This window comes from Lysobacter sp. DMC97 (genome assembly GCF_056313745.1).
In genome coordinates, this window is sequence record NZ_JBQUZR010000003.1 from 400,216 (window position 1) to 412,592 (window position 12,377).

11 protein-coding genes are annotated in these 12,377 nt (G+C 72.8%); all 11 read right to left on the reverse strand.

Going from position 1 to position 12,377, the window contains the following annotated elements; translation table 11 throughout:
- Positions 1-53: 53 nt before the first annotated feature.
- Positions 54-1,352 carry a threonine synthase gene (gene thrC, locus ACT53Q_RS08015; protein ID WP_476186132.1) on the reverse strand — a complete coding sequence of 433 codons (1,299 nt, stop codon included), beginning with the start codon at positions 1,350-1,352 and terminating at the stop codon, positions 54-56.
- Positions 1,349-2,305, reverse strand: a complete 957-nt coding sequence (locus ACT53Q_RS08020) for a homoserine kinase (RefSeq protein WP_476186133.1) — start codon at positions 2,303-2,305, stop codon at positions 1,349-1,351. Before ACT53Q_RS08020 ends, thrC begins: the two co-directional genes overlap by 4 nt.
- On the reverse strand, positions 2,302-4,848 hold the full coding sequence (thrA, locus tag ACT53Q_RS08025) for a bifunctional aspartate kinase/homoserine dehydrogenase I (RefSeq protein WP_476186134.1): 2,547 nt from the start codon (positions 4,846-4,848) through the stop codon (positions 2,302-2,304). Before thrA ends, ACT53Q_RS08020 begins: the two co-directional genes overlap by 4 nt.
- 94 nt (positions 4,849-4,942) lie before the next feature.
- Positions 4,943-5,110: a hypothetical protein gene (locus tag ACT53Q_RS08030; protein WP_476186135.1), complete on the reverse strand. Its 168-nt coding sequence runs from the start codon at positions 5,108-5,110 to the stop codon at positions 4,943-4,945.
- A gap of 92 nt (positions 5,111-5,202) precedes the next feature.
- The gene (gene leuB, locus ACT53Q_RS08035) at positions 5,203-6,285 is read right to left on the reverse strand and encodes a 3-isopropylmalate dehydrogenase (protein WP_476186136.1); all 1,083 of its coding nucleotides are present in this window, start codon (positions 6,283-6,285) and stop codon (positions 5,203-5,205) included.
- Positions 6,275-6,877, reverse strand: coding sequence for a 3-isopropylmalate dehydratase small subunit (leuD, locus tag ACT53Q_RS08040; protein WP_476186137.1), 603 nt, complete (start codon positions 6,875-6,877; stop codon positions 6,275-6,277). Before leuD ends, leuB begins: the two co-directional genes overlap by 11 nt.
- A complete protein-coding gene (gene leuC, locus ACT53Q_RS08045) occupies positions 6,874-8,310 on the reverse strand; it encodes a 3-isopropylmalate dehydratase large subunit (RefSeq protein ID WP_476186138.1) in 1,437 nt (478 codons plus the stop codon). The genes leuD and leuC overlap by 4 nt, the downstream gene beginning before the upstream one ends.
- Before the next feature lie 39 nt (positions 8,311-8,349).
- Entirely contained in the window at positions 8,350-9,951 is a 1,602-nt protein-coding gene (locus ACT53Q_RS08050; protein ID WP_476186139.1) for a 2-isopropylmalate synthase, read from the reverse strand.
- Entirely contained in the window at positions 9,951-11,060 is a 1,110-nt protein-coding gene (locus tag ACT53Q_RS08055; protein WP_476186140.1) for a threonine dehydratase, read from the reverse strand. Before ACT53Q_RS08055 ends, ACT53Q_RS08050 begins: the two co-directional genes overlap by 1 nt.
- A 2-nt stretch (positions 11,061-11,062) precedes the next feature.
- On the reverse strand, positions 11,063-11,980 hold the full coding sequence (locus ACT53Q_RS08060) for an aminotransferase class IV (RefSeq protein WP_476186141.1): 918 nt from the start codon (positions 11,978-11,980) through the stop codon (positions 11,063-11,065).
- Positions 11,971-12,207, reverse strand: coding sequence for an ACT domain-containing protein (locus tag ACT53Q_RS08065; protein ID WP_476186142.1), 237 nt, complete (start codon positions 12,205-12,207; stop codon positions 11,971-11,973). The genes ACT53Q_RS08060 and ACT53Q_RS08065 overlap by 10 nt, the downstream gene beginning before the upstream one ends.
- Between the last annotated feature and the right edge of the window lie 170 nt (positions 12,208-12,377).

Genomic DNA, 12,377 nt, shown 5'->3' on the forward strand with positions numbered 1-12,377 from the left:
TACCGGGTCGGCCACGGCGCAGCGCACGGGCGCTGCACCGCGTGTGTTGCGGGTCAGCTCGACAGCAATCGCGCGCGCAGCGCTGCGTCGTCGGCCGCGAGGGCTTCGCCGTGCGCCGGTTGCGCGAGGCATTCGGCCAGCGCCGGCGGCACGTCGACGGCATGGCCGACCAGCGGTTCGACGATGCTGTCGAACTTCGCCGGATGCGCGGTCGCGACCACCGCCCACGGGCGCATGTCGCCGGTGTCGCGAATGCCTTCCAGCACGTGCAGGCCGCAGGCGGTGTGCGGGCAGGCGACCACGCCGTGGCGTTCAGGTGCGGCGGCGATCGTGTCGCGGATCGTGGCGTCGTCGACCGTCTGCGCGCGCAGCGCGGCGCGCAGCGCGGCGTCGTCGGCGAACCAGTGGCGCAGGCGCTCGAAGTTGCTCGGCGCGCCCACGTCCATCGCGTTGGCGAGCGTGGCCTTCGTCGCCTCGGGCGCGTAGTCGCCGCCGGCGAAGAAGCGCGGCAGCACGTCGTTGGCGTTGGTCGCCAGCACGAGCTCGCCGATCGGGAAGCCCATCCGCTTCGCCACCAGCGCCGCGGCGGCGTTGCCGAGGTTGCCGGTGGGCACGACGAGATTGAGCGGCGCGCCGTGCGCGGCGAAGAAATTGCGCGCGGTGTGCGCGTAGTACGCCAGCTGCGGCAACAGGCGGCCGAGGCTGATGCTGTTGGCCGAAGTCAGCGCCATGCGTTCGCGCAGGTCGCGATCGGACAGCGCCGTCTTCGCCATGCGCTGACAGTCGTCGAACGTGCCGGCGACGCGGAACGTGCGCACGTTGTCGCCCCAGCATTCCAGACCATGCGCCTGGCGCGGCGAGACGCGGCCGTCGGGATACAGGATCACCACCGCGAAACCGGGCCGGCGATGGAACGCGCCGGCGACCGCGGCGCCGGTGTCGCCGGAGGTTGCGACCAGGATGGTCGTCTCCGGCGCGTCCGGCGCGCGCAGCGCCGACAGGCATTCGGCGAGGAAGCGCGCGGCGTAGTCCTTGAACGCGGCGGTGGGGCCGTGGAACAGCTCCAGCAGATGGTCGCCGTGCCCGTGCAGCGTGCGCAGCGGGGCATCGAACGAATACGCACGCGCACACAGCGCCGGCAGCGCATCGCGCAGCGACGAGTCCGCGAAGTACGGCGCCAGCGCCTCCGCCGCGGTGGCAGTGAGCGACGGCGACGCCGCGTGCGCGGCGGACGCGTCGAACGCCGGGATGGACTCGGGCACGTACAGACCGCCGTCGGGTGCGAGCCCGGCGATCAGCGCGGCGTCGATGCCGGTGGGTGCGATGCCGCCGCGGGTGCTGACGAACTTCATGCGGCGTCCTCCGCCAGCACGTCGGCGCGCGGGCCGGCGACAGGCGACACATGCGCGCGCGAACCGTAGCCGGCGTCGGCGAACGCGGCGCGCATCGCCGGCGCGGCGGCTTCCGCCTGCGCCTTCGACGCGAACCACGCGAACACGCTGGGTCCTGCGCCGGAAATGCTCGCGCCCAGCGCGTCGTGCGCCAGTGCGGCGGCCTTCACCGCGTCGAAGCCCGGGATCAGCGCCGCGCGCCGCGGTTCCACCAGCACGTCGTGCAGGCCTTCGCGGATCAGCGCGAGATCGCCGCGCTGCAGGCCGGTGAGGAACAGCGCGAGATGCGTGCTCTGCTCGACGAACTGCGACAGCGGGTAGGGCTCGGCCAACGCGGCGCGAGCGCGGCGCGTCTCCAGCACCTGGTCGGGATGCACGACCACGCAGTGCAGCGCGTCGGGCACGGCGAGCGGGATCATGCGATCGAGCGTCGCCAGCACCACGCCGCCGAGCAGCATCGGTGCGACGTTGTCGCCGTGCGCGCTGCCGCTGGCGACCGCTTCGCCCTGCAGCGAGAACGGATACAGCGCCTCGCGCGACAGCGGTGCGTCGAGCAGCGCGTTCGCCGCGACCAGCGCGGCCACGCACGACGCCGCGGAGCCGCCGAGGCCGGAGCCCAGCGGAATGCCTTTTTCCAGTTCGACCTCGAAGCCATGCGGCAGCGCCAGCGCCTCGCGCAGCGCGATCAGCGCGCGGCCGGCGGTGTTGGCCTCTGCGGCCAGCGGGAGTTGGTCGACGCCGGGCACGTCGCCGCGGATCGCGGCGATGCGGACTTCCGGCGCGTCGATGCGGCGCACCGTCGCGATGTCGCGCGGACCGGCGATCGCGTGGCCCAGCAGGTCGAAGCCGACACCGATGTTGCCGACGCTGGCCGGCGCGAACGCGCGCGCCACGCCTTGTTGCCGTGCCGTCATGCCGCGACTCCCGACGGACGCGCGCCGAGGGTGGCGGCGATCGCGAGGATGTCGCCGAACACGCCCGCGGCGGTGACGTCGGCGCCGGCGCCCGGGCCCTGCACGACCAGCGGGTTGTTGGCGTAGCGGCGGGTGCGGAACTGGATCAGGTTGTCGGTGAGCCGGCTGTGGAGGCTGGCGTGGCCGGGTTCGGGCGAGGCCAGGCCGACGCGCGCGCGGCCGTCGGCGCCGAGGCGCGCGAGGTAGCGCAGGCCGCGGCCTTCCGCACGCGCCGCGTCCAGCCGCGCCTCCATCGGCGCGTCGAGTTCGGACAGCCGCGCGAGGAATTCGTCGCGCGACACCTCGCGCAGCGCTTCCGGCACGAGGCTTTCGATCTCGACGTCGCTGAGCGACAGCGTGCCGCCGGCTTCGCGCGCCAGGATCACCAGCTTGCGCGCGACGTCGGTGCCGCTGAGGTCGTCGCGCGGATCGGGTTCGGTGTAGCCCAGCGCCTTCGCCTCGGCGACCAGTTCGGAGAATGGCACGCTGCCGTCGTAGCGGTTGAACAGCCACGCCAGCGTGCCCGAGAGCACGCCCTCGATGCCGGTCAGCGCGTCGCCGGTGTCGAGCAGCGAGCGCAGGGTCTGGATCACCGGCAGGCCGGCGCCGACCGTGGCCTCGTAGCGGAACAGCGCGCCGTGCTGCACGGCGTCGCGGATCGCGCGGTAACGCGCCCAGTCGCCGCTGCCGGCATGCTTGCTCGGCGTCACCACGTGGATGCCCGCGGCCAGCCATTCCGGATAGCGCGCGGCCACCGCGTCGCTGCCGCTGCAGTCGACGATCAGCGCGTGCGGCAGGTGCTCGGCGCGCACGTGCGCGACGAAACGGTCGAGATCCAGCGCCTCGCCGGCGTCCAGCCCGGCCACCGCCTGCGCCGGGTCGAGCCGGTCGGCGAGCACCATGCGCTTGCTCGACGCCACCGCGCGCAGGCGCAGGTCGAGGCGATGGTCGACGCGCGGTTCGCTGGCGAAGCGGGGCATCGCTTCGGCGAGCTGCGCCAGCAGCGCGCGGCCGACGTTGCCCGGGCCGATCACGCCCACCGACAGCGTCGCCGGCGACAGCCAGAAGGCGCTGTGCGCCGCGCGCAGGCCGCGCACGGCATCGGCGTCGGCGACGGCGACGGAGATGTTGCGTTCGCTCGCGCCCTGCGCGATCGCGCGGATATTCACGCGCGCGCGGGCGAGGCCGGCGAACAGCCGCGCCGACACGCCGGGCTGGCCGACCATGCCGTCGCCGACCGCGGCCAGCACCGCGATGCCGGGGGTGACGCCCACGCCTTCGACCTGGCCGTCGGTGATCGCGTCGGCGAACGCCGCGCCGACCGCGTCGTGGCCGCGCTCGGCGTGCGCCGCCGGCACGATGCAGCAGATCGAATGTTCGCTGGAACCCTGCGAGATCATGGTGACGGAGACGCCGGCGTCGCGCAGCGCGGCGAACATGCGCTCGGCGGTGCCGGGCACGCCGATCAGGCCGGCGCCGGTGAGTTCCAGCACGGCCATGTCGCGGACCACGCTCAGGCCCTTCACCGGCGCGTCCTGGTCGACGCTGGCGTCGGCGGCGATGCGCGTGCCCGGCGCGGCCGGATTGCGCGAATTGCGGATCACGATCGGCAGCCCGGCCTGCATCGCCGGCGCCATCGTCTGCGGATGCAGCACCTTCGCGCCGAAGTACGCCAGCTCGCAGGCTTCGGCATACGACATCGACGGCAGGCAGACCGCGTCGGGCACCAAGCGCGGGTCGGCGCTGAGCACGCCGTCGACGTCGGTCCAGATGATCAGTTCGCCGGCATCGAACAGCACCGCGAAGATCGCGCCGGAGTAGTCGCTGCCGTTGCGGCCCAGCGTGGCCGGGCGGCCGGCATCGTCGCGGGCGACGAAACCGGTGACGACGACGTCGGCTTCCGGATGGCGTTCGCGCCAGGCGGCGAAGCGTTCGCGGGTGCGCGGCCAGTCGACCGCGACGCCGAGTTCGCCCGGATGCACGACCAGCACGTCGCGGGCGTCGAGCCGGCCCCAGCCGGCGGCCTCGCCGCCGAGCGTGGCCTGCAACAGTCGCGACGACCAGACCTCGCCCAGGCCCTGCACCGCGGCGAGGTCGTGGGCGGGCAGGGCGCTGCCGGCGCGCTCGTCGGCGAGCCGGCCCAATACCGCCGACAGCGCGGAAAATTCGGCGTCGAGCCAGGCGATGAGCGCGTGCGTGTCCTGCGGATCGAGCTTGCGCGCTTCGGCGAAATGGCGGTCGCGCAACCGCGACCAGCCGTCGAGCCAGTCGCGGCCGGCGGCGGCATCGGCGGCCAGCGCGGTCAGGGCGTCGGTGACGCCCTGCATCGCGGAGACCACGACGGCGCGCGGCGCGGGCGCATCGCGCAGCAGCGCGGCGACGTGGCGGTAGCGTTCGGCGTCGGCGACGCTGCTGCCGCCGAACTTGTGGGCGAGCGGGCGCGACAGCCCGGGGCTGGCGGCGGGAGAAGCTTGCGGGGCGTCCATTGGGGCGTACGAATCCATGAGAAAGGCTCCTTGTGGGGAACCCCGCGGCCCGGAGTGCGCGGCGACGTGCCCCGCACCCCTGGGAGGGTGCGGGGCGCGGGGTCGAAGGGGATCAGTCCGTCTCGCCGCCGCAGCCCGCACCACCGGTGGTGGTACCGGTCGTGCGGGTCGTGGTGGTGGCCATCGTGATGGTGGCGATCGTGGCGGTGGCCGCCGACGCGACGGCGATCCCGCGGGGAGCGCGGGAGGCAGCGACGGCGAAGGCGGCGACGACGGACATGGTTCAGGTTTAAACGATCGGGCGGCGGGGCGTCAACCAATCTTTGGACGAAGGGCGAAGCCCCCGTCGGCAGGGGATTCGCCCGGGCCGGATCAGTCGCGCAGCACCACCGCGGTGCAGTCGATTTCAAGCTGCGCCACGATGGCGGCCGTCATCGATTCGGTGTTGATCGCGGTGCCGGCCGGGGCCAGGTCCGAGGTCAGCGCGCCGTGGTCGATGGCCGCGGCCACCGCCTTCTCGATGCACTGGGCCTCGGCCTCCAGTCCCAGCGAATGCCGCAGCAGCATCGCCGCGCTGAGGATCGCGCCGCAGGGATTGGCGATGCCGCGGCCGGCGATGTCCGGCGCGGAGCCGTGGATCGGTTCGTACACACCGAGCTTGCCTTCGCCCAGCGACGCCGACGGCAGCAGGCCCATCGACCCGGCGAGCATCGACGCCTCGTCGGTGAGGATGTCGCCGAACATGTTCTCGGTGACGATCACGTCGTAGTCGCGCGGCCGCGAGATCAGGTGCATCGCCATGCTGTCGACGAGCTGGTGCTCGATCGTCACGTCGGGGAATTCGTCGCGCGCGACGCGGGTGGCGACGTCGCGCCACAGCCGCGAGGTTTCCAGCACGTTCGCCTTGTCGACCGAGACCACGTGCTTGCGGCGGCCGCGGGCCAGCGCGCAGGCGCGGCGGACCACGCGCTCGATCTCCGCGACCGAGTATTCGCACAGGTCGCTGGCGCCGGTGTCGGTGCGGGTGCGCGCGCCGAAGTACACGCCACCGGTGAGTTCGCGCACCACGATCATGTCGACGCCCGCGAGCAGGTGTGACTTGATCGGCGAGGCCGCGAGCGTGACCGGATGCGTGCGCACCGGGCGCAGGTTCGCGTACAGGCCCAGGTCCTTGCGCAGGCGCAGCAGGCCCTGTTCCGGGCGCACCGCGCCGGTGCCCCATTTCGGGCCGCCGACCGCGCCCAGCAGCACGGCGTCGGCCTTGCGGCAGGCGTCCAGCGTGGCGTCGGACAGCGCGGTGCCTTCGGCGTCGATGGCGGCACCGCCGATGAGGCGGGTCTCGAAGCGGAACGTGTGGCCGTAGCGGCGGGCGGCGGCCTTCAGCACGGAGACCGCGGCGGCGGTGACTTCCGGGCCGATGCCGTCGCCGGGCAGGACGACGATGTCAGCGTGCATGGCGAAGGGTCTCCCTGTGGGTGGTCTCGAAGCGTTGGATGTGGGGCAGCTGTTTCAGCAGGTAGCCGAGTTGGTCGACGCCTTCGAGCAGGCAGGTGCGCGCGAAGCCGTCGATCGGGAACGCGAACGCGCGGCCGTCGGGCAGCGTGACCGTGGCCGCGGCCACGTCGATGTCGAGCGTGAGGCCGGGCCGTGCCAGCAGTTCGTCGACGACCGCGGCGTCGAGGACGATCGGCAGCAGGCCGTTCTTCAGCGCGTTGCTGCGGAAGATGTCGGCGATCTCGGCGCTGATCACCGCGCGCAGGCCGGCGTCGCGCAGCGCCCACGGCGCGTGCTCGCGCGAGGAGCCGCAGCCGAAGTTGCGGCCGGCGACCAGGATTTCGGCACCCTGCGCCTCGGGGCGGTTGAGCGGGAAGTCGGGATCGGGCGAGCCGTCCTCGCGCCAGCGCCAGTCGTTGAAGGCGTGGCGACCGAGGCCGGCGCGCGTGGTCGTAGTGAGGAAACGCGCCGGGATGATGCGGTCGGTGTCGATGTTGCGTTCCGGCAGGCAGACGGTGCGCGACTGCAGGCGGACCAGGGCGTCTGTACTCATGCGGCATGCTCCCGGGCGGCGTCGCGCACGAGCAGGCGCGGGTCGACGACATGGCCCGCCACCGCGCAGGCGGCGGCAGTGATCGGCGAGGCCAGCACGGTGCGCGCGTCGCGCCCCTGGCGGCCCTCGAAATTGCGGTTGCTGGTGGACACGGCGAGCTGGCCGGGACCGACCAGGTCGCCGTTCATCGCGATGCACATCGAACAGCCGGGCTCGCGCCATTCGGCGCCCGCGGCGCGGACGATGCGGTCGATGCCTTCGGCCTCGGCCTCGCGCTGCACCTGCACCGAACCGGGCACCACCAGCATCCGCACTCGCGGATGCACGCGGCGGCCGCGCAGCACCTCGGCGACCTGGCGCATGTCGCCGAGGCGACCGTTGGTGCAGCTGCCGACGAACACCACGTCGACCGGCTGTTCCAGCAGCGGCGCGCCGCCGGTGAACTTCATGTAGTCGAGCGCGCGCTGGGCGTCGGCGTCGTTCGCTACCGGCACGACCGCGTCGATCGCGACCACCTGCCCGGGATGCGTGCCCCAGGTGACGGTGGGCGCGATGTCAGCGGCGTCGATGCGCACGGTGCGGTCGAACGTCGCGCCCTCGTCGCTGCGCAACTGCGACCAGCGTGCGACCGCGGCCTTCCAGTCGGCGCCGCGCGGCGCGCGCGGGGTCTTCGCCAGCCACTCGAACGTGGTCGCGTCCGGCGCGATCAGGCCCGCGCGCGCGCCGGCCTCGATCGACATGTTGCAGACGGTCATGCGTTCTTCCATCGACAGCGCGCGGATCGCGCTGCCGCGGTACTCGATGACGTGGCCGGTGCCGCCGGCGACGCCGATCGTCCCGATCACGTGCAGGATCAGGTCCTTCGCGGTGACGTCCGGCGCCAGCGTGCCCTCGACCTCGATCGCCAGCGTCTTCGGCTTGCGCTGCAGCAGGCACTGCGTCGCCAGCACGTGGCCGACCTCGCTGGTGCCGATGCCGAACGCCAGCGCGCCGAACGCACCGTGCGTGGCGGTGTGGCTGTCGCCGCAGACGATGGTCATGCCCGGCTGGGTCAGGCCCAGCTCCGGCCCGATCACGTGGACGATGCCGCGATGGTCGCTGCCGAAGTCGAACAGCTCGACGCCGTGCTTCGCGCAGTTCGCGCGCAGCGTCTCGACCTGCTTCTGCGCGTCGGGCGTGTAGTAGTCGTGGCTGCCGTCGGCCTTCGCCGGCGTGGTCGGCGTGCTGTGGTCCAGCGTGCCCTTGGTGCGATCGGGGCGGCGCACGGTCAGGCCGCGCGATTCCAGTTCGGCGAACGCCTGCGGCGTGGTGACTTCGTGGATGAGGTGCAGGTCGATGTAGAGCACCGCGGGGGCGTCCGCAGTCTCGGGGACGACGACGTGCGCCTCCCACAGTTTGTCGAACAGCGTCTTGGGCGTTTGAGCTTGCGGCATGGGGACGGAGGACTTGGGGAAGGGGAGGGGAAGGAACGATCAGGCGGTGGCCGCGATCGGCGGCACGGCGGCCGCGCGCACGGCGACGCCGCGGCGATGCAGGCGGTTGACGATGTCCAGCCACGCCAGCGCGCTGGCTTCGAGGATGTCTGTGCTGGTGCCCGAGCCGGTGATTTCCTCGCCGTCGATGCGCGCGGTCAGGCTGGCCTGGCCCTGCGCGTCCTCGCCGGTGGTGACGCTGGAGACCTGGTAGCTCTCGATGTCCAGGTGCAGGCCGGTGCCGCGTGCCAGCGCCGCGAAGATCGCGTGCACCGGGCCGTCGCCGGTTGCCGCCTCCGTGCGGCGCTCGCCGTCGGGCGAACACACTTCGACGCTGGCGGTCGGCAGGATGCCGTCGCCGACGCCGGTGCTCACGTGCAGGCGGTGCAGGCGCCAGCCGCCGACGGTGGCGGTGCCGCCGGCGCTGCTGTCGATGCCCAGCGCCAGCGCTTCGAGGTCGGCGTCGAACACTTCGCGCTTCTTCTCGGTCAGCGTCTTGAAACGGCCGAACACCTGGTTCAGCTGTGCCTCGTCGAGCGTGAAGCCCAGTTCCTTCAGGCGATCGGCCAGCGCGGCGCGGCCGCTGTGGCGGCCCATGATCATCTGCGACTTCGCCCAACCGACCGCTTCCGGTCGCAGGATCTCGTAGGTGCCGCGATGCTTGAGCATGCCGTGCTGGTGGATGCCGGATTCGTGTGCGAACGCGTTCGCGCCGACGATCGCCTTGTTGCGCTGCACGTGCATGCCGGTGATGCGGCTGAGCAGGCGCGAGGTCGGCACCAGCCGGCGGGTGTCGACGCCGGTGGTGGCGTTGAACCACGCCCCGCGCGTTTCCAGCGCCATCACCAGTTCTTCCAGCGCGCAGTTGCCGGCGCGCTCGCCGATGCCGTTGATGGTGCATTCCACCTGCCGCGCGCCGCCTTCGATCGCGGCGAGGCTGTTCGCCACCGCCAGGCCGAGGTCGTCGTGGCAGTGGGTGCTGAACACCGCCTTGTCGGCGTCGCGCACGTGCGTGCGCAGGTGTTCGAACAGCGCGCGGATCTCCGCCGGCGTGGTGTAGCCGACGGTATCGGGGATGTTGAGCGTGCGCGCGCCGGCGGCGATCGCGGCCGAGCAGATCTCGACCAGGAAGTCGGGCTCGGTGCGCAGCGCGTCCTCGGCCGAGAATTCCACGTCGTCCACGTACTTGCGCGCGCGTTCGACGCCGGCGACGGCGCGCGCCAGCACTTCGTCGCGGCTCATCATCAGCTTGTGTTCGCGATGCAGCGGGCTGGTGCTGATGAACACGTGGATGCGCGGGCGTTCGGCGTGTTCCAGCGCGCGGGCGCAGGCGTCGATGTCGCCGGGATTGCAGCGGGCGAGCGTCGCCACGCCGGCGCCGCGCACCTCGCGGGCGATCGCGGCACAGCCGTCGAGGTCGCTTTGCGAGCTGGCCGGGAAGCCGGCCTCGATCGTGTCCACGCCGAGTTCGGCGAGCGCATGCGCGAAGCGCAGCTTCTGCACGGCGGTCATGCTGCAGCCGGGCGATTGCTCGCCGTCGCGCAGCGAGGTGTCGAAGATCGCGACCCGGGCGGGTGCGGACGGTCGAACGTCAGTGTCCATCAGGCGATGGCCTCCAGGGCGGGAGCAGGGAAGATCGCCGCGGCCGCGGAGGCGGGCAGCGGCAGGGGGGAGACGTTGCGGGCGCGCACCGGCTTCGCCTTCGCCGTGACGGCGGCGGCCTCGTCGTGCGCGCGGCGGCGCGGCTTGCGCGGCGCGCGCGGGCGCACGTCCGCGAGGAGCTGCGCGAGCACGGCCGCGTCGATGTTGCCGCCGGAGACGACGGCGCATTTGCGCTTCCCTGCGACACGCCGCCCGGCGGCCAGCGCGAGTGCGCCGGCGCCTTCGGCGATGAGATGTTCCTCCAGCGCCAGACGCACCAGCGTCTCGCGCAGTTCGGCCTCGCGCACGATCACCAGATCGTCCAGCAGCCCGGCCAGCACCTGCCGCGTGAGCACGCCGGCTTCCTTCACGCGCACGCCGTCGGCGAGCGTGGCCGCGGGCATGATCGGCGACGCATCGCCCTTCAACGCGCGGTGCATCGCATCGACGTGTTCGACCTGCGCGCCGACGATGCGCACGCCCTGCGACTTCAGCGCCAGCGCCACGCCCGCGGCGAGGCCGCCGCCGCCGATCGGCACCAGCACCACGTCGGGCGCCAGCGGCGCGATCTCCATGCCGACCGTGCCCTGGCCGGCGATCACGTCGGGATCGTCGAACGCGGACAGGAAGCGGTAGCCGTTCTTCTCGGCCAGTTGCATGGCGAACAGGCGGGCTTCGTCGAAGGTGTCGCCGTGCAGGCGCACGGTCGCGCCCCAGTGGGCGACGCCGGCGATCTTGGTGTCCGGCGCGCCGTGCGGCATCACCGCGATCGCCGGCACGTTCAGCCGGTACGCGGCCCAGGCCAGGCCCTGGGCGTGGTTGCCGGCGGAGGCGGCGATGACCGGGCGGTCGTCGCCGCGTTCGCGCGCGGCCAGCAGTGCATTCAACGCGCCGCGCACCTTGTACGAACCGGTGCGCTGCAGGTTCTCGAGCTTCAGCCAGCAGCCGAAGCGTTCAGCATGGTGCAGCGGCGTCGGCGGCAGGTACCGCCGCAGCCGCGCCTGCGCGGCGAGGATGTCGCCGGCCTGCACGCTGGGCGGGGTGGAAACCGGGCCGACGTCGCTGTCCATGCTCAGACCTCGGTCAACCACGCCGCGGCGTGGCTGTCCTCGCCGCGGACCGCACGCGCGTAGGCGGCGGCGATGTCGCGCGAGACCGGGCTGCCGTCGGCGTAGCGGCGGCCGTCGATCTCGGCGATCGGCGACACTTCCGCGGCGGTGCCGCAGGCGAACACTTCGTCGGCGTCCAGCAGTTCGGCCACGGTCACCGGGCGCGATTCGGCGCCGGTCAGCGCCAGCAGCGTGTCGCGGGTGATGCCCGGCAGCGCGTCGCGATGTTCGACCGCGGTGACGCGGCCGTCGCGGACCAGGAACAGGTTGGCGCCGGTGCACTCGACCACGAAGCCGGCGTCGTCGATGAACATCGCTTCGTCGAAGCCGCGCGCCTTCACTTCGCGCTTGGCGAGGATCGAATTGACGTAGGCGCCGCACAGCTTCAGCGGCGGCAGCGACGACGCCGGATTGCGCCGCCACGACGACGCCGACACGCGCGTGCGGTTGCCGTTGAGGTGCACGTTGGTGGACGAGGTGGCGACCATCAGGTGCTGCGGATGGCCGGCCACGTCCAGGCCGAAGCTGCCGTCGCCGTACCACGCCAGCGGACGGATGTAGGCGTCGCTCTGGCGGTTCGCGCGCAGCGTCGCCAGCACCGCTTCGGTGGCGACGGCCGGATCGAACGTCATGCCCAGCAACTCGGCGCCCTTGCGCATGCGCTCCAGGTGCTCGGGCAGGCGGAACACCGCGGCACCGCGCTTCGTGGCATAGGCGCGGATGCCCTCGAACACGCCGCTGCCGTAATGCAGCGCATGCGTGTGCACGGTCGCCTGCGGGCGACCGGTGTCGATCAGTTCGCCGTCGAACCACAGCTTCGGCGTCGCGGGGACGGCCTGCGGCTGCGCGGCGGGACGCGAGGCGACGGCGCTCAGCTGCATGGTTGCACCTGCACGTCGAGGCAGTCGTACAGTTTCGCGAGTTGCTGGTGCAGGCCTTCCGCCGGGCGTTCACCCTCGACGGTCATCTGCAGGTGCCAGCGATCGCCGTCGGGGCGGGCCTCGCCTTCGACGGCCAGCGGGCGGAAGCCGCGGCGTTCGGCGGTGCCGAGCACGCGCGTGAGGGCGCCTTCGGACTGGCGCAGGGTGAGATCGAGTCGGTAGCGCATGGAGGCGTGACTCCTCAGGGAGCAGTGGGGGTGGAATTCGGGATGGTGTCGGTGGCGGGCGCGGGCTGCGCGCCGGCGTCCGGCGCGACGGTCGGCGTCGCGGCGGCCTGCGGCGCAGGCGCGCTCGCGGGGACGCGCGCGACCGGCGTGCTCGCGGCCTGCAATGCGGC

Bases quoted from the DNA above. Each gene is read 5' to 3' on its own strand.
- ACT53Q_RS08055 (WP_476186140.1), bottom strand. From the start codon at position 11,060: ATGGACAGCGACGTCGGCCCGGTTTCCACCCCGCCCAGCGTGCAGGCC.
- thrC (WP_476186132.1), bottom strand. From the start codon at position 1,352: ATGAAGTTCGTCAGCACCCGCGGCGGCATCGCACCCACCGGCATCGAC.
- ACT53Q_RS08050 (WP_476186139.1), bottom strand. From the start codon at position 9,951: ATGGACACTGACGTTCGACCGTCCGCACCCGCCCGGGTCGCGATCTTC.
- leuD (WP_476186137.1), bottom strand. From the start codon at position 6,877: ATGAGTACAGACGCCCTGGTCCGCCTGCAGTCGCGCACCGTCTGCCTG.
- leuB (WP_476186136.1), bottom strand. From the start codon at position 6,285: ATGCACGCTGACATCGTCGTCCTGCCCGGCGACGGCATCGGCCCGGAA.
- ACT53Q_RS08030 (WP_476186135.1), bottom strand. From the start codon at position 5,110: ATGTCCGTCGTCGCCGCCTTCGCCGTCGCTGCCTCCCGCGCTCCCCGC.
- leuC (WP_476186138.1), bottom strand. From the start codon at position 8,310: ATGCCGCAAGCTCAAACGCCCAAGACGCTGTTCGACAAACTGTGGGAG.
- ACT53Q_RS08060 (WP_476186141.1), bottom strand. From the start codon at position 11,980: ATGCAGCTGAGCGCCGTCGCCTCGCGTCCCGCCGCGCAGCCGCAGGCC.
- ACT53Q_RS08020 (WP_476186133.1), bottom strand. From the start codon at position 2,305: ATGACGGCACGGCAACAAGGCGTGGCGCGCGCGTTCGCGCCGGCCAGC.
- thrA (WP_476186134.1), bottom strand. From the start codon at position 4,848: ATGGATTCGTACGCCCCAATGGACGCCCCGCAAGCTTCTCCCGCCGCC.
- ACT53Q_RS08065 (WP_476186142.1), bottom strand. From the start codon at position 12,207: ATGCGCTACCGACTCGATCTCACCCTGCGCCAGTCCGAAGGCGCCCTC.